This is a genomic window from Nocardiopsis halophila DSM 44494 (assembly GCF_000341245.1).
Taxonomy (GTDB): domain Bacteria; phylum Actinomycetota; class Actinomycetes; order Streptosporangiales; family Streptosporangiaceae; genus Nocardiopsis_A; species Nocardiopsis_A halophila.
Map to the genome: position 1 here is coordinate 1 of NZ_ANAD01000061.1, position 20,201 is coordinate 20,201.

Below are 20,201 nucleotides of genomic sequence, written 5' to 3' on the forward strand. Positions count from 1 at the left end.
GCGCCCCTCCAGGGGGGCGCCGGTCTCGGCCAGCCCCCGCACGAGCGGCTCCAGCGCGTCGTCGGGGACGGTCAGCAGCACCAGCCCGCTGGCGGCGACCACCTCGGCCGGCTCCATCACCCGGGCATCGGGCAGCCGCTCGGCCACCCGCCACCGGGACGCCTCGGAGACGGCGGGGGCGGNCGGAGACGGCGGTGGCGGCCGCCACCCGGTGCCCCGCGCGCTCCAGCGCGGCGCCCACCGCCGACCCGACCCGCCCGGGGCCGATGACACCGACGGCGAGCCGGGCCGGGCGGTCCCGCGTGTCCTCGCTTGCGCCCATGGTCGGTCCTCACAACACCTGGCCTGCTCGGTTCCGGTCCCTGGCGGGTACCGGACGCTGTCGGCCAAGCTTACTTCTCCTCCCGGGGCGCCCGGTCGGCGCGCCCCAGCACACGGCGCCGGCGCCGGTCCGAAGCGGACCGGCGCCGGTTCCGCCCCGCGGGGCGCCACTGCGGGGAGGGGGGTCGTCGACCCGCGCACGGCGGGCCCGGGGTCACCCGTTGATGACCATCACCCCGGAGTTCCAGCAGTTGCCGTTGGCCTGTCCCAGGATGGCCGTGGCGTTGCCGCAGCCGTTGGCGCCCACGTTGGCGTCGATGTGGGCGACGTTGCCGCTGACGACCGAGCCGTTGCCGGACGAGCCGCTGTTCACGTCGGCGAAGGCGGGCGCGCCGGCGGCCAGGACGGCGGCGGAGGCGGCGGCGACGGCACCGGCGGCGAGGGTCTTCTTCAGCACTGGCTGTCTCCTTTGCGTGCCGGACGGGGGGATCTCCGGCCGGCGAGAGTGTGGGTACTTCGCTCGAGTCCTGCGCAGGCTCGAGCACCATCTACCCACGAGAACGCCGCGGTTCATAGGCGTCCACCTGCATTCATCACCGTGCGCACCCGTCTCCGGACGCAATGTGAGGCGACTTTTCCGGACTTTCCCCGGCAGTGGCGGTCGGCGATGTGATCCAGGACACATCGGTTCGGGGCGGTTTCACGCCCTCCTACCGGGGCGTTTCGGCTCGAAGAGTTCCGACCCGGTTCCGGTCCGGCGATTCCGCCGGTTTCCGTCGGCGGCCCCGACCGGGCACGGGCCTCAGCCGGACCTCAGGACGGGTCGCTGCGGGTGGCCCAGCGCTCGGGGCCGCCGGCGCGGGTCCGGGCCTCCTGGCCGAGCCGGGACAGCGCGTCCACCGCGCGGCGCGCCTCGGCGGCGTCGCGGCCGGCCGCCCACGCGCGCACCGGCCCCGGCGGGGTGTCCACCGCCACCGTGGCCCGGCCCAGGCGCCGGCCCAGCGGGCCGGCCTCCATCCGCACGCTCTGCAGCCGGGCGTGCGGCACGTACTCGGTGACCGTGCACAGCACCCCGCGCCGGGTGGCGAACAGCCGGTCGTCGAAGCCCATCGCCGGGCCTGCGGGGCGGCGCCCCCGGGCCGGGCGCAGCGGCACCTCGGCCGCGCGCGTGCCCGGGAACACCTCGTCGAGCAGGGCGTAGGCCAGGCCCCGCGGCGCCACCGGGAGCAGCGTCGAGGAGTCCATCTGGCGCTCGCCCACGTACCCGGCAACGTTGGCCTCGACCCGCACCACGCCCAGCGACCGCCACAGCACCGGCTCGACCACGCGCACCGCCTGCACCCGCCCCGGCGGCACCGTCTGCATCCGCGCCTGGAACGCCCCGTAGCGCAGCCGCAGCCCGTCCGGGGAGAGGGAGGCGTAGAAGTCGGTGTAGCGGATGAGCGGCCCGAGGAAGCCCCGCACCAGCCCGAGCAGCAGCGGGACCGCGCCGCCCAGCACCCCCGGCTCCGCGAACGCGAACCCGGCGACCATGAGCAGCATGAACGCCAGGAACGCGGCGAGCACGGGGAGCCGGAAGGCCAGCGCCCCCAGCAGCAGCCCGAACGGCAGCCGGTACAGCGGGCGCTCGGGCGCCTCGGGCGCGTTCCGGGCCAGGCCGGCGGCGTGCGCGAGCAGGGCCGCGCGCAGCCGTTCGGCGCGGGGGCGGGCGAGGTAGCGCAGCCGCACCTCCCCGGTGTCGCCCCCGGCGAGCTCGATCCGCAGCTCGGCCAGGCCGAACACCTGGGCCAGCACCGGCCGGACCACGTCCACCGCCTGCAGCCGGCTCAGCGGCACCTCGCGGGAGAGCCGGCGCACCAGGCCCTCGTGCACCACCAGGTGGTCGCCCCGCAGCTCGAAGCCGCTGTTCCACCAGGACAGCATCGCGTGGGCGGCCGAACCGCAGGCGACCGCCAGCACCGCCAGCGCTGACCAGGCCACCCCGAAGGGCAGCAGCACCGGCCCCAGCACCGCCAGGAAGACCACGGTGGACACGGCGGTGCGGAAGGCCGCCGAGCCCCAGTGCGGGCGCTGCGGCCCGTGCACCACGTCCTCACCGGGGCGCGGCGGCGGCCCGGGCGGGTGCGGGGGCGGTCCAGGGGGGCCGCCCGGGCCGCCGGGGGCGCCGGGCGGCAGGAAGCGGACGTTGCCGCCGCCCCCGAACGGGGACGCCCCGTGGCCGGGCGGCGGAGGCGGAGGCGGGCCGGGCGGCCCGGCGGCCGCGGCCTGCGGCGGGTGCCGCACGTGGTGGGGCGGCCCCGGCGGGGGCGGGGCGGCGTGCGGGGCCGAGGCGTGCGGCGCCCACAGCGGCGCGGGGCGCCCCTGCGGGCCCGCTCCCCCGCCGCGCAGCCGTCCGGGGTCGACCCGCGGGGGCGCCACCTGCTCGACCGCGTTGGTCTCGGTGGGACCGGTGACCTCCCGCAGGGGCCGCGGCTCCGGTCCCGCCGGGCCCTGCGTCGCCCCCGGTCCGCGCGGGGGCCGGGCGTGCTCTTCGGCTTCGGGGTCGCTCACGCGTCACAGTCCCGTCGAGAAGGTCTCGCTGCGCGCGGCCAGCCGGTCGCGCAGCAGCACCGCGTCGTCCAGGCCCAGGCCGGGGATGCGGGTGTCGGCGGTGGTGGCCGCCGTGCGGACGCGCACCGTGGCGATGCCCAGCGCCTGCTCCAGCAGGTCGGCGGTCACGTCCACCACCTGCATGCGCCCGTAGGGGACCACGACGAGCTGGCGGACCGCCGTGCCGTGGGTCAGGTACAGGTCGGTGGGGCCCTCGGCGTAGCCCCAGGACCGGCGGGCCGCCCCGGCGGTGAACCAGGCGGCGGCCAGCGCCAGCAGGGCCGCGGCGGCGGGGACGGCGGCGGCGCCGGGGCCCAGCCACAGCCCGGCGGCCACGGCGCCGACGACCCCGCAGGGCACCGCCACCGCGGCGGCGACCACCCGGCGGTAGGCGTCGAGCGCCGGCAGGACCCGGGTCCACGCCGTGCCCTCGGGCGGGGCGAAGGCCTCCCGCGACCGCTCCCCGGGGGCGTCCGGCGCCCCGCCCGTGCCCTCCGGTTCCGTCGCGCGACCGTCCTCCGCGGCCCCGGGCCGCGGTTCGCGGTGCTCTGAGTCAGACGCGGCGAATTCCACGATTCCAGTCAATCATCCCGGGGCCGCCGCGCGCCGCTGCGCCGTGCGGCGCGGGGCGGACCGGGCGCCGGGCCTCAGCGGCCGACCGCGAAATTGCGCTGCGTGCGCTCGTGCAGGGTGATGCCGACCGACACCGAGACGTTGAGCGATTCGGTGGAACTGAACATCGGAATGGTGACCGTGGCGGCCGCGACGTCCCGGAAGGGGTCGGACGGCCCGCCCTTCTCACTGCCGAAGAGCAGCGCCAGCCGGCCGCGCAGGTCGCCCAGGCCGCGCACCGGGAGGTCGCCGTGGGCGTCCATGACCGCCAGCGACATGTCCTCGGCGCCGCGCACGAAGTCCACCGCCTGCTCCCGGTCGGCCAGCACCACCGGGAGGGAGAAGACGTAGCCCCGGCTGGAGCGCAGCAGCCGCCGGTCGGCGATGGTGGACAGGTCGCTGTCGACCAGGACGATCCCGGCCGCGCCCAGCGCCAGCGAGGTGCGCACGATCGCGCCGATGTTGCCGACGATCTTGACCCCGTCGAGGATCACCACGTCGCCGGAGCGCCGGGCGATGTCGGCGAACTTCGCCGGGCGCGGGACCCGCGCGATCCCGAAGGTCTTGGCCTTGCGCTCGCCCTTGAACAGCTGGTTGACGATCCCGCTCTCCATGAGCCGGGCCGGAACGCCCTCGCGCTCGCACAGTTCCAGGAGCTCGGGCGGGAAGGGGGCGGCGTCGCTGCTGTAGATCTCGATGAACTCGACCCCGGCGGCGATGCTCTGCATGAGGGGTTCCACGTCTTCGATGAGCGTGGTCTTGATATTCGACCGCGAGCCTTTGGTGACATCGGCGATCCGCTGCACGGCGGGGTCGGATTTACTCGCGATCGTTTCCAGGTCGGCCATGCGGCGATCCTACCGTCTCCGGATCACACACGCCCCCTACCAGGGAAGACACCCCGGACTCGACCGCCCCGCGGCCGCCCCGCGAACACTGGGGGCCACATTCCGCGGCGGGAAGAATGCATCGGAAAACAGTTCATGGAATTGTCGGAGAATCCTCTGCACTACCACCCCGACCCGGGAATCGCGCGGAAAGCCCCGGGGCCGCGGGGCCCTGGTCGAGAGCGGCGACGGAACAGCGGGCGCCCCGCTCACGGGCCCCGGCCGGGTCGCGGGTCGACGGAGTGCCAGGGGGAGGGCGGCGACGAGGAGGCGCGGCGGTTCCCCGGTGCCGGCGGTCGGCCGCCGGGCCTCTCGTGGTCCGGGAGCAGCAGCGGCGACGACGGCGCAGCCGGTGCCCCGCTCACTCGCCGCGGCCGGGTACCGGCGCCCCGGCGGTACCGGCGATGAGCAGCAACGACGGCACAGCCGGTTCCCCGCTCACGCCTGCTTGCCGGGCGGCGGGGCCCTTCGGCGCCAGGGGGGACGGCGGCGACGACAAGGCGCGCCGGTTTCCCAGGGTCGCCGGTCGGGCGCAGGGTGGTCGGTGCTCCGGGCGGGGGCGGCGACAGCGGGACGGCCGGTGCCCTGCTCGGGCTGCTGGCCGGGGTCGGCCGGGTGGCCTGCCGCCCTGGAGGGGCCCTACATTTTCGCGTTCCGGGCATACCGGGCACGTGAGGCGGTGGTCGGGTATCGAGAGTGGTGATATCGCCACGCAATGTGCAATTGCGTGGCGATATCACCACTCTCGTTGGAGACCGGGCCCTTCCAGGGCGGTCTCCGGCGGATCAGGCCCGCCGGACATCCCGTTCGCCCGGATCGGAGGGGGTGCGGGACTCGCGCGCGCCCGGAGCGGCCCCGCGGGCCGGGCGGGCGCGCGGTGGCGGCCAGACCAGAACCGGATTCGGTACCCGGCGCCCCTCCTACCGGCCCACCGGCCCCGATTGCGGCACTCTTCGTCACCCCGGGTGACCGGGGGCGGGCCGATGCCGGCGCGGGGCCCGGCGCGGGCGAGCTCCCCGCCCCCTCCTGCTCCGCCCCGGCCTCCCCGATGCGCGGACGAACAAGGGCGATACGGACACCGGGGAACCGAACCCCGTTCTGGTCCGGCCGACATCGCACCCAGGGGCCGCCGTGGGGCGTCGATCAGCGCGCTTCCGCTCGCCCCGCCCCCGTGACGGCGCGTATTCGCCCAATTCAGAAGGGATCTTTGGTCGGAGGGGTGCCCGGCGCGGGCCGGGCGGGTGCGCCGCGGGCGCGGGCGGGCGGCGACCGGGCCCCATCTGGGCACCCGGCCCGGACCACGTGAGGCCCGGCGGCCGACCGGCGGCACCGGGAAACCGCCCCGCCGCCTCGTCGCCGTCGCCTCCCCCTGGCACTCCGCCGACCCGCCGCCCGGCGAGCAGCCGCGAGCAGGGCGCCAGCTGCGCCGTCGCCGCCACCGGTCGTGTCCGCTGGAGTGGTGGAACTTTCGGCCGCGTCCTTGTGAGCGGTGCGACCGCTGCGGCGCGATCGGCGACCCCGCCCCGGGTGCGCGCCCCCTCCTCCCCGTTGATCTCGGGGAAGCCGGGGTAATACCGGCGAGTATTACCCCGACTTCCCCGAGATCAACATGGGTGTCGGTGCGGGCGGCGGGCAGTGCTCCCCCGGGGGCGGCCTGGGGCCCGCAGAGTTCCACCACGCCAGCGGACACGACCCCGCCACCTCCCCCGGACCACCGACCACCCGGCGGCCGACCGGCGGCACCAGGAAACCGCTTCCCCCTGTCGTCGCTGCTCATCTCCCTGCGCCGGAGGTCCCTGGCGCACGGCAGGCAGGCGTGAGCGGGGTACCGGCCGTCCCGTCGTCGCTGCTGTTCCCGGAACCGCGAGAGGCCGGGCACTCGACTGCCAAGGCCGGGGAACCGGCCTGCCTTCCTCGTCGCCGCCCTCCCCCCTGGCACTCCGGCGGCCCGCCGCCCGGCCAGCAGCCGTGAGCGGGGCACCAGCCGTCCCGTCGCCGCCCCCTCCGGGGGCCACCCGCGCACCGTGCACACGAAAGCGTAGATGGAAGGGTCGCCTCGGCCGCCGTCGCCGCTCTGGCTCCAGACACTCCAGCGGCCCGCCGCCCGGCCGGGGCCCGAGAGCGGGGTACCCGCCGGGCCGTGGGCAGCGTCTTCTCCTGGACCGCGATAAGCCCGGCGGGCGACCCGCGGCGCAGGGGAACCGCCCCGCGTCCTCGTCGTCGCCGCTCACCCGGGCTTTCGGTGTCCTGCCCACGTCAGGCGAACCCGGGGGACCGACCTCCGTCGCCGGAGCGTCGTCCCAGGTCCGCCGTGTTCGGAGCCGGCGAGGGGAATCGAACCCCTAACCTATCGCTTACAAGGCGATTGCTCTGCCGATTGAGCTACGCCGGCCGGCGTCGTCGGCGGGGCCGCCGACACCCAGTCGAATGGTACCGGTTCGCGCCTACTGCACGGGCGACCGGCGCCGGGCGACCTCGTAGAGGGCGACCCCCGCGGCGACGGACGCGTTGAGCGACTCCGCCCCGGTGATCGGGATGCCCGCCACCGTGTCGCAAGCCTCCCGCACCAGGCGGGACAGCCCCTTGCCCTCGGAGCCGACCACGACCACCAGCGGGTCCTCCGCCAGCGTGATCGCGTCCAGGCGGACGTCCCCCTCGGCGTCCAGGCCGACCGCGAACAGGCCGTCGCGCTTGTAGCCCTCCAGCGCCCGGGTCAGGTTGACCGCCTGGGCCACCGGAAGCTTCGCCAGCGTCCCCGCCGAGGTCTTCCAGGCCGCCATGGTCACGCCCGCCGCCCGGCGCTCGGGCACGAGCAGGCCGTGCGCCCCGAAGGCCGCCGCCGAGCGCGCGATCGCGCCCAGGTTGTGCGGGTCGGTCACCCCGTCCAGGGCGACGATCAGCGGCGCCTGCCCCGCCGCCCGGGCCCGCTCCACCAGGTCCTCGGGGTCGGCGTAGCGGTAGGGGCGCACCTGCATGGCCAGGCCCTGGTGGGCCGCGCCGGGCAGGCCGTTGCTGTCGCAGCGCCGGTCCAGCTCGGCCCGGGTGACCTCGTGGATCTCCAGCCCCGCGTCCCCGGCCAGCCGGGTCGCCTCGTTCACCCGGGCGTCCGGGTCGAGGCTGTTGGCCACGAACAGGCGCACCGCCGGCATCCCCGCGCGCAGCGCCTCGACCACCGGGTTGCGGCCGATGAGCAGCTCGCCGCCCGGGGCCTGGCGCGGAGCGTCGCCGCCGTCCGGGCGCCCCTGCGGCCCCGGCGCCCCGGACCGCCCGGCGGAGGAGGACTTGGCGGCCCGGGACTTCTGCTTGCCCGAGTACCAGTGCCGCTCCTCCTTGGGCAGGGTGGTCTTCTTGCCTTCGAGCGAGCGCCGGTTCTTGCCCCCGCTGCCCTTGGTGGGGCCCTTCTTGTTCTTCTTCGCCGGCATGGTGGACCGTCTTCTCTGCTCGGTGTCGGGTGTGCTCGTGCGCGGACGCGCCGAGGCTCGGGCCGGTCCCCGGCCGCTCGGGCCGGCGCGCACCGGGCGCCGCGAAGCCCCTGCCGACCTGTGATGATAGGCGCTCCACGCGGGTGCCCCCGCCGCGCCGGCGGGGGCGCCCGAGCATGCCGGGACGCTCAGCCCCGGCGCAGCTCCCAGCGCGGCCCCTGCGGGGTGTCCTCCACCGCCACGCCGGCCTCGGCGAGCCGGTCCCGGATGGCGTCGGCCGCCGCGTAGTCCTTGCGGGCCCGCGCCGCCTGCCGCTGTTCCAGGGCCACCGAGACCAGGGCGTCGACCACCTCGCGCAGCCCCTGCCCCTCGCCGGCGGACCACTGCTGCGACTCCGGGTCCAGGCCCAGCACCCCGAGCATGGCGCGCAGCTCCGCGGCCAGCTCGGCGGCGCGCTCCTTGCGCCCCTCGCCCAGCGCGGTGTTGCCCTCGCGCACGTGCCCGTGGACGACGGCGAGCGCCTGGGCGGTGCCCAGGTCGTCGTCGAGCGCGGAGGCGAAGGGGTCCGGGACGCGCGCGGCCGGCCGCACCGGCCCGGCCAGCTCGGCGGTGCGGGTGAGGAACCCCTCGATGCGCTGGTAGGCGGCGGCCGCCTCGCCCAGCGCCTCCTCGGAGTAGTCCAGAAGCGAGCGGTAGTGCGCCTGGCCCAGGTAGTAGCGCAGCTCCACCGGGCGCACGCGCTGCACCATGTCCTTGATCAGCAGCGAGTTGCCCTGCGACTTGCTCATCTTCTCGCCGCCCACGGTGAGCAGTCCGTTGTGCATCCAGTAGCGGGCGAAGCCGTCGCCCGCCGCCCGGGACTGGGCCAGCTCGTTCTCGTGGTGCGGGAAGACCAGGTCCACCCCGCCGCCGTGGATGTCGAAGGCGGAGCCGAGGTACTTGGTGGCCATCGCCGAGCACTCCAGGTGCCACCCGGGGCGGCCCTCGCCCCACGGCGTCTCCCAGCTGGGCTCGCCCGGCTTGGCGCCCTTCCACAGGGCGAAGTCGCGCGGGTCGCGCTTGGCCGAGTCCGAGTCGGTGTCGCCGGCGCCGAGCATGTGCTCCACGCGCTGGCCCGACAGCGCCCCGTACTCGGGGTGGGAGCGCACGTCGAAGTAGACGTCGCCGGAGCCGTCCTCGGCCGGGTAGGCGTGGCCGCGGTCGATCAGCCGGCGCATCAGCGCGACCATCTCCGGCACGTGGCCGGTCGCCCGCGGCTCCACCGTGGGCGGCAGGCAGCCCAGTGCGTCGTAGGCGGCGGTGAAGGCCCGCTGGTTGCGCTCGCTCACCGCCCACCAGGGCACGCCCTGCTCCTCGGCGACGCGCAGGATCTTGTCGTCGATGTCGGTGACGTTGCGGCACAGCGTGACGCTGTACCCGCGGTAGGTCATCCAGCGCCGCAGGATGTCGAAGGTGACCCCGGAGCGGATGTGCCCGATGTGCGGAGCCGCCTGAACCGTAGCCCCGCACAGGTACAGCGAGGCACACCCCTCGTGCAGGGGGGTGAAATCGCGGACCTGGCGGGCTCGGGTGTCATGGAAGCGCAGACTCACGGTCCCAAGGGTAGCCGCTCCCCGCCCTCCGCCGCGGCCCCTCGGCGCAGTCGGCCCGCCCCGGCCGGACCGCGCGGCGCCCCCCGCGGACGGCGCCGATTTCCCGACGTGCCGGGCCTTTCGGCCACTTTCGGGCGGATCCTCGTGTTCCCCGCCGCCGCTGGGCTAGTCTCTGCCCACGATGGCCGTGAAATCCTCCTCTTCCGCTCCTTCTCCGGCACGGCGGCGCCCCGCGGCCGGCCCCCCTCCCGCGGGCGGGCCGCCCGGCCGGCGCGCTCCGCGCGGTCCGCGCACCGCCGCCATCGGGCTCACCGCCCTGGGCGTGCTGCTGATCGCCGCCTGCGCCGTCGTCCTCTCCTACAACGGCATCTACCAGCTGGCCCTGCAGGGCAACGTGCCCCCGGACCGGGCGCACCTGTACCCCGGCGTCTTCACCCTGCTGCTCCTGCTGGCATTCTGGGCCAGCTTCCTGCTGCGCGCGGCCGCGCGCCCGCAGCGCCTCCAGGTCGACGGGCTGATCCTGCTCCTCATCGTGGCGGCGGCCGGAGCCGCGGCGCTGTCGGCGAGCGAGCAGCGGCTGGTCGGCGCGGTCGCGGTGGTCGTGGCCGCCGTGGCGCCCTGGGTGGCGCTGCTGGTGGCGTTCGTCCTGTTCATCCGGGTGTGGCGGCACCTGAACGGGGAGATGCCCGACCGCCGTGCCCGCCGCGCCGCGCGCCCGGCCTCCGAGGGCGCGGCGCCGGAGGAGTCCGGTCAGGGCCCCGGCGAGGACGGGGAGGACGAGAGGGACGGCGAAGACGGCGGGGAGCGGACGGAGAAGGCGACCGCCCCCGGCCAGGGGGCTTCGGCGGACGCGGACGAGCCGGTCGAGGAGCCGAACGAGAAGCCGGGCGGCGACGGGCCCGCCGGGCCCGAGGCGCCCACTCTGCTCTGGCCGCGCGCGGGCGCGCGCACCGGCACCGGGGCCCCCTCCGCCGAGTCCGCCGCCCTGTCCGGCAACGACGAGGACACCGACCCGGTGGCGGCGGTCCGCGTGCTCCGCGGATCCGAGCCGCGCGGCCGGACCGATGACGACGGAGAGGACGGGGACGACGGGGAGGACCGCGCCGGGGCCGGCGGCCTCGCCGAGGCGGAGCCGCCCGGGGAGGAGCAGGACTCGGAGGAGCCCGACGACGCGTCCGGGCCCGGCGCCTCGGCCCCCGCCGCCTCGCCGACCGCCTCCCTGCGCCCCGAACTGCCCAGGCGCGACCCCGACGCCGGCAACCCGATCAAGCGCGCCGCCGAAGAGCCCCCGGTCCCCGAGGGCGGCGCCCCCGTTCCCGAGCCGCTCCCCGACGACGAGGACAGGGGCGTCCGGGACCGAGCCGTCCCGGACGCGGAGCCCGACCTGGAAGACGTGGCCGGAGCAGACGGTGTCGCCGGTGCGGACGGCCCGGAGGGCGGCCTGGACGGTGCGGGCGGTACGGACGGTGCGGGCAGTGCGCGCGGTGCGGACGAGGGCTTCGTCGACACCCCGCTCCCCGACGACCCCGCCAGTGACGAGGCCGCCGCAGGGCCCACGGACGTCCCGCCGCCGGACGCCGACGGCCGGGTGTTCGGGACGCCGCCGGGCGCCGAGCCGATGCCCAAGCGCCCGATGGTGCTCAAGCCGCGCCGCGCACCGATGAAGGAGTCCCCCGGGGCCGCCGCGGAGCCCCCGGCCGGCCGGGTCCGCAGCGGGCCGACGCCGCCGGACGCCCCCGAGGACGACTGACCCCGCCAGACGGACCGAAAATCGGACGTCGTCGCCGCCCGAATCGTGCCCTCTCGGACACGCAGGGAGATCTCCCCTGACCGGGGACGGCCCACGGCCCCGTTCGGGGCTTCTCCAGGGCCCTGTGCCCCCTGTGCCGGGGGCCGTGCACCGGATGCGCGCACGACGACGAGGGGCGCCCGGGGTCTCCCCCAGGCGCCCCTCGTGTACCCGTCGCGGCGCCGCCGCCGGCCGTCCCGGCCTGCGAGGGCCCTCAGCCCTCCGGCGGCAGGCACAGGGCGGTGGCCACCGCCGCGATGCCCTCACCGCGCCCGGTCAGCCCCAGGCCGTCGGTGGTGGTGGCCGAGACGGTCACCGGTGCGCCCACGGCCTCGGAGAGCACCTTCTGCGCCTCATCGCGGCGCGGCGCGAACTTCGGCCGGTTCCCGACCACCTGCACCGCCACGTTCCCGATTTCGAACCCGGCGGCCCGCACCCGCGCCGCCGCCTCGGTGAGCAGCGCGGGGCCCGAGGCGCCTTTCCAGCGCTCGTCGCCGGTGCCGAACTGCGACCCCAGGTCCCCCAGGCCGCAGGCGGAGAACAGCGCGTCGCAGGCGGCGTGCGCGGCGACGTCGCCGTCGGAGTGGCCGCTGACCCCCGTCTCGCCCGGCCATTCCAGGCCGGCCAGGAACAGAATTCTTCCGGACATGAAAGGGTGGACGTCGGTTCCGACGCCCACCCTCGGCATTCTCATCATGGACGTTTGTCGTTCTCTGTGACCGGAATCAGCTCGTGAGGACTTCGTCGAGAAGGGCCTCGGCCTTATCCTCGTTGGTCTTTTCCGCGAGGGCGAGTTCACTCACCAGAATCTGCCGCGCCTTGGCGAGCATCCGCTTCTCGCCCGCCGAGAGTCCGCGCTCCTTGTCGCGCCGCCACAGGTCCCGGACGACCTCCGCGACCTTGTTCACGTCGCCGGAGGCGAGCTTCTCCACGTTCGCCTTGTACCGGCGGGACCAGTTGGTGGGCTCCTCGGTGTGCGGGGCGCGCAGCACCTCGAAGACCCGGTCCAGACCGTCCTGGCCCACCACGTCGCGAACGCCGACCTCTTCGGCGTTCTCGGCGGGCACGCGTACCGTTAGATCACCCTTGTCGACCCGGAGAACGAGGTAAGTCCTTTCCTCGCCCTTAATGGTTCGCGTCTCGATCGCCTCAATACGAGCAGCCCCATGATGGGGGTAGACAACGGTGTCGCCGACCTTGAAAGCCATGTGACAAGTACCCCTTCCGCTACCACAAGGGTACCACGAATCCGTGACTTAACGTACCTATTCCGTTTACGTCAACGCAGGTCAGCGACGGATTTTAGGTCTTGACAAAGCCATCGGGCGGTGCTCGCGGCGACCCCGTGCGCCCCTGCCCGCACGGGTTCCGGCCGGTCGGGGACGGGGTGGCGGGCCTGTTCGGTCACACCCTGCGACGGGTTGTGGACCGCCTCGTCGACCCCCTTGCGGTCCGCCCGCGCCCTGCACCGCTCGCCCGCCCCAGAAGGGAGGGAACGCCCTGCGTACACGTTCAACGCGCGGCACCCTCCGATCGAAGCCGGATTCCGACGTGATATACGCCACTTTTCTGCGGGGCCGCTCCCGGCCCCGCGTCCGCTCCCCCTCCCGGAGCCCCGTCCGGGGGCGTCAGGCCTCCGGCTCGAAGTCCTTGGGCTTCTCCCCGGTCACCATGTAGACCAGGTTGTCGGCGACGTGCACCGCGTGGTCGCCGAACCGCTCGTAGAACCGGCCGGCGAGGGTGACGTCCATGGTCGACTCCACCCCGTGCTTCCACTCCGGGGACAGGATCCGGCGCAGCAGCTTGCGGCGCAGCTTGTCCATCCTGTCGTCGTCGCCGTCCAGCTCCAGGGCCGATTCCACGTCGCGGTTCTCCACGACCTCGCCGGCCTTGATGACCAGGAGCTCGGCCTGGTGCCCCATCTCCAGCACGGTGGAGCGCAGCTCGGTGGGGATGGCCGAATCGGGGTGGCGGCGCCGGGCGATCTTGGCGATGTGCACCGCGTGGTCGCCCATCCGCTCCAGATCGCCGGACATGTGCAGGGCGGTGATGATGGTCCGCAGGTCGGTGGCCACGGGCTGCTGTCGCGCCATCAGGTCGAAGACGCTCGCCTCGATCTCCTCGTCGAGGCGGTTCAGCTCCTCGTCCCCGGAGATCACCTCCTGGGCCGCGGTCAGGTCGGCGTCGAGCAGGGCCGTGGTCGCCCGTGCGATGGCGTGGCGGGCGAGCCGCGTCATCTCGATGAGGCGGCCGCCGAGGGCGTCCAGTTCCTCGTGGTAGGTGTCGCGCATGGTCTCAATCGTCCCAGCCACTAGTTGAAGGTCACCGTAAGCATCGGTGAATATTCACGAAACCTCGGTTGTAACACATGGTCACACGGGTAAAGAGGCGGTCTGTCCGCTTACGATCGAAGTGTGCAAGGCGAACTCGTGACCGCGATCGCGGCCCTGCTCGGGCTCGCGGTCGGGCTCGGCGCCGGCCTGGCTCTCCCGCTCGGCCGGGGCCGCACGCCCCCGTCCCCCGACCCTCCGCAACCCTCCGACCTCCCGCCCGGGATCGCCGAGGTGCTGGCCGCGCTGCCCTCCTCGGCGGTGGTGCTGGACCCGGCCGACCGGGTGCTGCGCGCCAGCTCCGCCGCGCGCGCCTACGGCATCGTCCGCGGCGAGGAGCTGGTCATCGGCGACCTGCTGGTCCTAGCCCGCCAGGTGCGCCGGGACGGGGTGATCCGGGAGACCGAGATCGAGGTCGCGGTCCGCAAGTTCGGCCCCGACTCCACCTCCTTCGCGGTGCGCGTCGCCCCGCTGGGCGGCACCGGCCTGGTGCTGGTGCTGGCCGAGGACCAGACCGAGCGGCTGCGCGTGGAGGCGGTCCGCCGCGACTTCGTCGCCAACATCAGCCACGAGCTCAAGACCCCGGTGGGCGCGCTCTCCCTGCTGGCCGAGACCATCTCCGACGCCAGCGACGACCCGGAGGCGGTGCGCCGCTTCACCGGGCGCATGCAGCAGGAGGCCGGCCGCCTCACCCACGTCATCCAGGACCTGATCACCCTGTCCCGGATCCAGGGCGCCGAGCCGATGGCCGACCCCGCCGAGGTAGAGGTCGACGCCGTGATCGAGGAGGCCCTGGACACGGTGCGCACCGCCGCCGACGCCAAGCGGATCGAGCTGGTCGCGGGCGGCGCCGGCGGGCTGGAGGTGCTGGGCGACGAGGGGCTGCTCGCCACGGCGCTGCGCAACCTGGTCTCCAACGCGGTGGCCTACAGCCCCAAGCAGACCCGCATCTCGGTCACGGCCGAGGAGACCGAGAGCGCCGTGGAGATCAGCGTCGCCGACCAGGGCATCGGCATCCCCCCGCAGGACCTCGAGCGCATCTTCGAGCGGTTCTACCGGGTGGACGCCGCCCGCAGCAGGGCCACCGGGGGGACCGGCCTGGGCCTGGCCATCGTCAAGCACATCATGACCCACCACCGCGGTGAAGTCACCGTGTGGAGCAAGGAGGGTTCGGGGTCGACGTTCACACTGCGCCTGCCCCGGACCGAGGACGCGGAGCGGGCCCCGGCACACGCCGGATGACCCCGGGCCGCATCGACCCAATGCGATTGGGAGGCAGCGAAAGTGACGCGTGTACTCGTCGTTGAGGACGAGGAATCCTACAGCGATGCCCTGTCGTACATGCTGCGCAAGGAGGGGTTCGAGGTCGCCGTGGCGGAGACCGGGACCGTGGCGCTGGAGCAGTTCGAGCGCAGCGGGGCCGACCTCGTCCTGCTCGACCTCATGCTGCCCGGGCTCCCCGGAACCGAGGTGTGCCGGACGCTGCGCCAGAAGTCCAACGTGCCGGTGATCATGCTGACCGCCAAGGACAGCGAGATCGACAAGGTCGTGGGCCTGGAACTGGGCGCGGACGACTACGTCACCAAGCCCTTCTCCTCCCGGGAGCTGGTGGCCCGGATCCGCGCGGTGCTGCGCCGCCAGGGCGAGGAGGAGCCGGTCGAGCTCGCCGCCCTGGAGGCCGGCCCGGTGCGGATGGACGTGGAGCGGCACGTGGTGACGGTGCGCGGCGACAACGTGCAGCTGCCGCTCAAGGAGTTCGAGCTGCTGGAGGTGCTGCTGCGCAACGCCGGCCGGGTGCTGACCCGGATGCAGCTGATCGACCGGGTCTGGGGCGCCGACTACGTGGGCGACACCAAGACACTGGACGTGCACGTCAAACGGCTGCGCGCGAAGATCGAGACCGACCCGGGCGCCCCCCGGCACATCGTCACCGTGCGCGGTCTGGGCTACAAGTTCGAGCCGGACGCGGACTGACCCGGGCATCCGGGCGGGACGGGCCCGCCCGTCAGACTTCGACGAGCACGGTGAACGGGCCGTCGTTGGTCAGTCCCACCCGCATCCGGGCGCCGAACGCGCCGGTCTCCACGTGCGCGCCCAGGTCGCGGAGCTCCTCGACGACGGCGTCGACGAGCGGCTCCGCGACCGGGCCGGGCGCGGCCGCCTGCCAGGTGGGCCGCCGCCCCTTGCGGGCGTCCCCGTAGAGCGTGAACTGGCTGACGACCAGGACCGGGGCGCCCGCGTCGGAGCACGAGCGCTCGCCCTCCAGGATGCGCAGGTTCCAGATCTTGCGCGCCATCGCGCGCGCCTGCCCGCCGGTGTCGGTGTGGGTCGCCCCCACCAGGGCCAGCAGCCCCTCCCCCGGGACCGCCCCGACCGTGCGCCCCTCGACCTCGACCGACGCCCCGTCGACGCGCTGCAGCACCGCGCGCATCCGCGCTCCTCCCGCTCGCTCCCTAGCCCAGCATCCGGAAGTGGTGGGTGCTGGAGATGACACCGGACAGGGTGAGCACGAAGGACGTGATGGCCTCCGCGAAGTCCTCCACCTGCCACTCCTCGGGGCCTTCGTACCACGGCAGGCGCTTGTTGGCGCTCTGCTCGCCGGCCCCCGCGGCCGCCAGCACGCTCGCCCAGCGGTCCACGTTGTCGAAGATGAGCGCGTAGGGCAGGTAGCGGGAGAACAGCTCCACCCGGCGCTCCTTGGGCACGTGCTCGGCCTCGGCCGTCATCAGGAAGGCGCGGAAGCCCATCGTGTGCGCGAGCACGCTGCTGCCCCGGGCCGTCTTGGCCGGCATGTACTGGGCGCCCAGCGTCATGGCGGCACCGGCGATGACCACCGCCAGGCCGGTGAACGCGGCGTGGGTGAAGGCCGCCAGCACCGCGGTGAGCGCCACCCCGCCCACGGTCACCCCGATCCCGGCGCTGGCCCAGCGGTTCCGGGTGACGTTGGGACGGCGGGAGAACCACTTCAGGCGGACCATGTCGCGGTAGAGCTCGTCGCGGACGGCGCCGAGGCGCTCGCCGAAGCCGTCCCGGCGCAGCCGGGACAGGCGGACCTCGACCCGCCGGTCGAAGATCGCGTCGATGAGCATGCGCTCGTAGGGCAGCAGCTCCTCGTCGGCGGGCGGGACCCGCTTGCTGAGCAGCCAGTCGGCCGAGGCCGGGTGCTCGTGCGGCAGCTCCTCGATCAGGTAGTGGCCGCGCACCGCCAGGTCCACCACGGTGGCGGCCAGGTCGACCACGCCCACCTGCTCGTCCAGCAGCGTGCCGATCTGGCCGGGGTGCACGCCGTCGGGCGGGCGGAAGCGGATGCCGCCGGGCAGCCCGGGGCCGGGCGCCAGCGGGACGTTGTCGGCGGCGCCGGACTCGGTGCGCAGGGCCCGCTCGTCCCGGCCGCGGATGCGCACCAGGGCCGCCAGCCCGCCCAGCAGCCCGATCAGCAGCACCCCGAAGACCGAGCCGGTGACCGGGGTGATGGCGAAGGCCGAGGTCAGCGACCAGGTCCGGTCCAGCACCGGCTCGACCCGCGCGGTGCCGGGCGGGTAGGCGGCCACGATCGACAGCCGCTGCCCGGGCACCATGTTGGCCTGCAGGAAGCGGGCGGTGAGCGCCTCGTGCCCGCCCATGTCCGAGGAGGTGCAGTAGATGGAGCTGCGCGGGTCTCCGGCGGTGCAGGACAGAGCCACCGGCGGCAGCGGCGCGTCCACCTGTACCTGGGTCTCGGTGACCGCCTCGCTGTACCCGGCCACCGGGGTCCACTCGAGCTCCACGCCGTCGGCAGTGCTCTGCAGCGTGCCGCGCACGGTGTAGGTGAGCACGGCCGCCGGCGCGTCGCCGCGCTCGACGACCAGGTCCACGGCGTCGCCGCGCTCCTCAGTGCGCACCTCCAGCTCCCGCCCCGAGGGGTCCTCGGCGCCGGCCCCGGAGACCGGGTAGAGCCGGTCGTGGTCGGCGTCGTAGGGCGCGCGGGCCTGCAGGCTGCGGGTGAACTCCCGGCCGGATCCGGCCCCGAAGTCGAGGGTCTCCTCGGCGTGCACCACGCCCGCCTCGTCGATGCGCAGCCGGATGTCGACGGTGGTCGCGTCGGCCTCGGCCCCCTGGGGGACGGTGTGCGTGTCGGTGGTGTCCCGCTCTTCCTGCCGGTCCCGGCCGGGTACCGGCGCCGCTCCCGCCGGTGCCGCCCCGGACGGCACCGTCCAGGGCAGCACGGCCAGGGCCGCGGCGCACACCGCCGCGGCCGGGCGGGCTCCCCGCCCGCGGAGGCCGGTCTCGGACATCGCCAAGCGAGCTTAGCGGCTCCCCCTCGGGGGTCCGTACCGGCCGACCCTCGGAAACCCGTCATAATCGACGTCGTCGTCGGACGTCGGCGGTCCAGGAGGTGAGACGGCGCATGGCCGGCAGGGGGACGCGCTTCGAACGCGCGGGCCGCAGGAGGGGCGCGGGCCGCAGGACGGGCGCGGGGCCGCGCGTCCTGCTCCCCGAGCGCCCGCCGCGCCCGCCGATGGGCCCGGCGGTGGTCCTGGTGCTGCTCACCGGACTGGGCGCGGTGGGGCTGGCCGGGTTCCTCACCATCTCGGAGGTGGTGGAGCGGCCGGCCGCCGCGGACCCGGTGCGCCCGGCGGCCGCCCAGGAGGCCTCCGCCCCCGGTGCGCAGGGCGCCGGGCCCGTCTCCGCGGCCGGCGACCCGCTCCGGGCGACCGGGGAGATGGCCGAGGTGGAGTGCCCGGCGCCGGAGGTCGACCCGGACGACCAGCGGTCGATGGAGGCGTTCCTGCACGAGATCACCGACTGCCTGGACAAGGCGTGGCAGGAGCAGTTCGCCGCCGGCGACATGGAGTTCGAGCCGCCCAACCGCGTGTTCTGGTACGCCTCCGGGCAGAGCCCCTGCGGCGACTTCCCGGCCGAGGGGACCGCGGCCTTCTACTGCCAGGCGAACAAGGGGCTCTACCTGGGCGTGGAGGACATCGTCGCCTCCTCCCAGGGAAGCGACCGCCCGGAGAGCTACACGTTCATGCTCAGCCACGAGTACGCGCACCACGTGCAGGGCGAGTCCGGGATCCTGGCCCGCTTCCAGGCCGCGCGCGGGTCGGCCTCCGGCGGGGAGCGCGACCTGCTCACCCGCCGCAGCGAGCTGCAGGCCAACTGCCTGGGCGGCACCTTCCTGGGGTCGGTCGAGACCAGCCTTCCGATCGGTGAACGGGAGCGGGCGCATATCCTCGATGACGCCGGGCGCCGGGGCGACTACGACGTGGAGGACCGCACGCACGGCTCCGCCGAGAGCGGCGCCCTGTGGACCGAGCACGGGATGGACCGCAAGGACCCCGCCGCGTGCGACACCTGGAGCGCGGACGAGGGCCTGGTCGACTAGCGGCTGCGAGGAGGAGCGTGGACGTGGGGCAGGGCCGGCGGCGCACCGCGCTCTTCGCGGCCCTGGCCGCGGCGTCGGTGGCGCTCTTCGTGCTGCTGTGGACGGCGGCCGGCGGGTCTTCCGCCCCCGCCCCCGGGGGCGGATCCTCCGCCCCCGACGAGGCCGCCGCGCCCGGCGCGGACTCCCGGGTTCCCGCCGGGCGGGAGGCCCTGGTGGACAACCCGCTCTACGACACGGGGCGGCTGGCCCCGCTGCCCTGTCCTGTGCCCGACCCGGACGTGGAGGACCCGGCGTCCATGGAGCGCTTCCTCGACACGGTGGCCGACTGCCTCGACCAGGCGTGGTCGACCCAGTTCGCCCAGGCGGGGCTGCCCTACGACCCGCCGTCCCGGGTGTTCTGGACCGAGCCCGGCAGCAGCCCCTGCCGCGACTACCCCTCCGAGGCGGGCGCCTTCTACTGCCGCACGAGCCAGAGCGTGTACATCGGCACCGAGGACGTGGTGCGCAAGTGGCAGGGCGAGACCAACGGGGCGGTGTACGCCTCGCTGCTCGCCCACGAGTACGCCCACCACGTGCAGGGCGAGTCCGGCCTGCTGGAGTACTACCACGAGCGGCGCGGACGGGAGTCCGGCCGCAGGGCGCAGAACGCCTGGACGCGCCGGTCCGAGCTGCAGGCCAACTGCCTGGCCGGGGCCTTCCTGGGGTCGGTGGCGGTCTCCTACCCGCTGGAGGAGCGGGACACCGCGGCGGTCCTGGAGGACGCCGAGGCCACCGCCGACCGCCCGGACGGCGCCGAGGAGGACCGCACCCACGGGTCGCAGGCCAACAGCCGCGCGTGGACCGAGCGCGGCCTGGAGGGGCAGTCCCCCGGCTCCTGCAACACCTGGACGGCGGAGCCGGCCCTGGTGCAGTGACCGGAACCGGGCGCGGCGGCCGGTGCCGGCCGCTCCCGTCCCCGCACACCGCCCCGTGCGGCCGGGGGCCGCGTGGGACAATCCGAGCATGCCCGAGGACCGCGCCCGTCCCGCCTGTAACGCATGCGACGCATGCGACGCATGCGACCCCCGTGACGCGAGCGTCGTGGAGCTGAGGATCCACGGGGTCAGCGGCGGGCAGGCCGAGGAGCTGCTGGACGTCGAGCCCGCGGTGCGGGTGGGCGGCGACCGGCTGGCCGGGTTCTTCCGCTGGCGCCGCGCCCCCGACACGCGGACGGTGCCCGGCGTGCCCCGGGAGATCTTCGCCTGGGGCAACCTCACCTCCGGGCGGGCCTCACGTGCGCTGTGGCTGCTCCTGC

Annotated in this window: 16 protein-coding genes, 1 tRNA gene and 1 pseudogene; 5 read left to right on the forward strand and 13 right to left on the reverse strand. The window is 75.0% G+C overall.

The annotated features are described in order from the left end of the window. From D450_RS32305 to cysS, 8 genes and pseudogenes are all read right to left on the reverse strand, one after another. Positions 1-322, reverse strand: a pseudogene (locus D450_RS32305) (NAD(P)-binding domain-containing protein); the annotation flags it as partial. A gap of 213 nt (positions 323-535) precedes the next feature. Beyond that, positions 536-778, reverse strand: a complete 243-nt coding sequence (locus tag D450_RS0107905; RefSeq protein WP_017538132.1) for a hypothetical protein — start codon at positions 776-778, stop codon at positions 536-538. A 356-nt stretch (positions 779-1,134) separates the two neighbouring features. After that, positions 1,135-2,871, reverse strand: coding sequence for a PH domain-containing protein (locus D450_RS0107910; protein WP_017538133.1), 1,737 nt, complete (start codon positions 2,869-2,871; stop codon positions 1,135-1,137). A 3-nt stretch (positions 2,872-2,874) separates the two neighbouring features. Next, positions 2,875-3,483, reverse strand: a complete 609-nt coding sequence (locus D450_RS0107915; protein ID WP_017538134.1) for a PH domain-containing protein — start codon at positions 3,481-3,483, stop codon at positions 2,875-2,877. Positions 3,484-3,557: 74 nt separating this feature from the next. Then, a complete protein-coding gene (nshR, locus tag D450_RS0107920; RefSeq protein WP_017538135.1) occupies positions 3,558-4,370 on the reverse strand; it encodes an NshR/TsnR family 23S rRNA methyltransferase in 813 nt (270 codons plus the stop codon). A 2,358-nt stretch (positions 4,371-6,728) separates the two neighbouring features. After that, positions 6,729-6,801, reverse strand: a tRNA-Thr gene (locus D450_RS0107925). Between the two features lie 52 nt (positions 6,802-6,853). Further along, positions 6,854-7,831 (reverse strand): 23S rRNA (guanosine(2251)-2'-O)-methyltransferase RlmB, encoded by a 978-nt coding sequence (gene rlmB / locus D450_RS0107930; RefSeq protein ID WP_017538136.1) that lies wholly within the window; start codon positions 7,829-7,831, stop codon positions 6,854-6,856. A gap of 188 nt (positions 7,832-8,019) precedes the next feature. After that, positions 8,020-9,423, reverse strand: a complete 1,404-nt coding sequence (gene cysS / locus D450_RS0107935) for a cysteine--tRNA ligase (protein WP_017538137.1) — start codon at positions 9,421-9,423, stop codon at positions 8,020-8,022. A 181-nt stretch (positions 9,424-9,604) separates the two neighbouring features. On the opposite strand from cysS, the gene D450_RS0107940 reads away from it, so the two are divergent. Then, complete coding sequence (locus D450_RS0107940; protein WP_083932577.1) at positions 9,605-11,173, forward strand: DUF2637 domain-containing protein; 1,569 nt, start codon at positions 9,605-9,607, stop codon at positions 11,171-11,173. A gap of 253 nt (positions 11,174-11,426) precedes the next feature. Here the strand turns inward: D450_RS0107940 and ispF are convergent, their stop codons facing one another. From ispF to phoU, 3 genes are all read right to left on the reverse strand, one after another. Continuing rightward, positions 11,427-11,900 (reverse strand): 2-C-methyl-D-erythritol 2,4-cyclodiphosphate synthase, encoded by a 474-nt coding sequence (ispF, locus tag D450_RS0107945; RefSeq protein ID WP_193374783.1) that lies wholly within the window; start codon positions 11,898-11,900, stop codon positions 11,427-11,429. A 37-nt stretch (positions 11,901-11,937) separates the two neighbouring features. Next, positions 11,938-12,420 (reverse strand): CarD family transcriptional regulator, encoded by a 483-nt coding sequence (locus D450_RS0107950; RefSeq protein WP_026124387.1) that lies wholly within the window; start codon positions 12,418-12,420, stop codon positions 11,938-11,940. 420 nt (positions 12,421-12,840) lie between these two features. Then, positions 12,841-13,503, reverse strand: a complete 663-nt coding sequence (gene phoU, locus D450_RS0107955; protein WP_017538140.1) for a phosphate signaling complex protein PhoU — start codon at positions 13,501-13,503, stop codon at positions 12,841-12,843. A gap of 123 nt (positions 13,504-13,626) precedes the next feature. Here phoU and D450_RS0107960 point away from each other — a divergent pair, with 123 nt between their 5' ends. Together D450_RS0107960 and D450_RS0107965 are read left to right on the forward strand one after the other, a co-directional pair. Then, a complete protein-coding gene (locus D450_RS0107960) occupies positions 13,627-14,784 on the forward strand; it encodes a sensor histidine kinase (RefSeq protein ID WP_026128435.1) in 1,158 nt (385 codons plus the stop codon). A gap of 42 nt (positions 14,785-14,826) precedes the next feature. Further along, positions 14,827-15,516, forward strand: a complete 690-nt coding sequence (locus D450_RS0107965) for a response regulator transcription factor (protein WP_026128436.1) — start codon at positions 14,827-14,829, stop codon at positions 15,514-15,516. Between the two features lie 31 nt (positions 15,517-15,547). On the opposite strand, the gene dtd is transcribed toward D450_RS0107965, so the two are convergent. After that, complete coding sequence (gene dtd, locus D450_RS0107970) at positions 15,548-15,973, reverse strand: D-aminoacyl-tRNA deacylase (protein WP_017538143.1); 426 nt, start codon at positions 15,971-15,973, stop codon at positions 15,548-15,550. A gap of 22 nt (positions 15,974-15,995) precedes the next feature. Next, positions 15,996-17,816, reverse strand: a complete 1,821-nt coding sequence (locus tag D450_RS0107975; protein WP_017538144.1) for a DUF2207 domain-containing protein — start codon at positions 17,814-17,816, stop codon at positions 15,996-15,998. Between the two features lie 113 nt (positions 17,817-17,929). Between D450_RS0107975 and D450_RS0107980 the strand changes: the two genes are divergently transcribed. Together D450_RS0107980 and D450_RS0107985 are read left to right on the forward strand one after the other, a co-directional pair. After that, positions 17,930-18,907, forward strand: coding sequence for a neutral zinc metallopeptidase (locus D450_RS0107980; protein ID WP_017538145.1), 978 nt, complete (start codon positions 17,930-17,932; stop codon positions 18,905-18,907). 17 nt (positions 18,908-18,924) lie between these two features. Next, positions 18,925-19,821 (forward strand): neutral zinc metallopeptidase, encoded by an 897-nt coding sequence (locus D450_RS0107985; protein ID WP_017538146.1) that lies wholly within the window; start codon positions 18,925-18,927, stop codon positions 19,819-19,821. Positions 19,822-20,201 lie beyond the last annotated feature (380 nt).

Coding starts and splice junctions, on each gene's coding strand:
- ispF (WP_193374783.1), bottom strand. CDS start 11,900: ATGCCGAGGGTGGGCGTCGGAACCGACGTCCACCCTTTCATGTCCGGA.
- phoU (WP_017538140.1), bottom strand. CDS start 13,503: ATGCGCGACACCTACCACGAGGAACTGGACGCCCTCGGCGGCCGCCTC.
- rlmB (WP_017538136.1), bottom strand. CDS start 7,831: ATGCCGGCGAAGAAGAACAAGAAGGGCCCCACCAAGGGCAGCGGGGGC.
- dtd (WP_017538143.1), bottom strand. CDS start 15,973: ATGCGCGCGGTGCTGCAGCGCGTCGACGGGGCGTCGGTCGAGGTCGAG.
- D450_RS0107940 (WP_083932577.1), top strand. CDS start 9,605: ATGGCCGTGAAATCCTCCTCTTCCGCTCCTTCTCCGGCACGGCGGCGC.
- D450_RS0107975 (WP_017538144.1), bottom strand. CDS start 17,816: ATGTCCGAGACCGGCCTCCGCGGGCGGGGAGCCCGCCCGGCCGCGGCG.
- D450_RS0107980 (WP_017538145.1), top strand. CDS start 17,930: ATGGCCGGCAGGGGGACGCGCTTCGAACGCGCGGGCCGCAGGAGGGGC.
- D450_RS0107950 (WP_026124387.1), bottom strand. CDS start 12,420: ATGGCTTTCAAGGTCGGCGACACCGTTGTCTACCCCCATCATGGGGCT.
- nshR (WP_017538135.1), bottom strand. CDS start 4,370: ATGGCCGACCTGGAAACGATCGCGAGTAAATCCGACCCCGCCGTGCAG.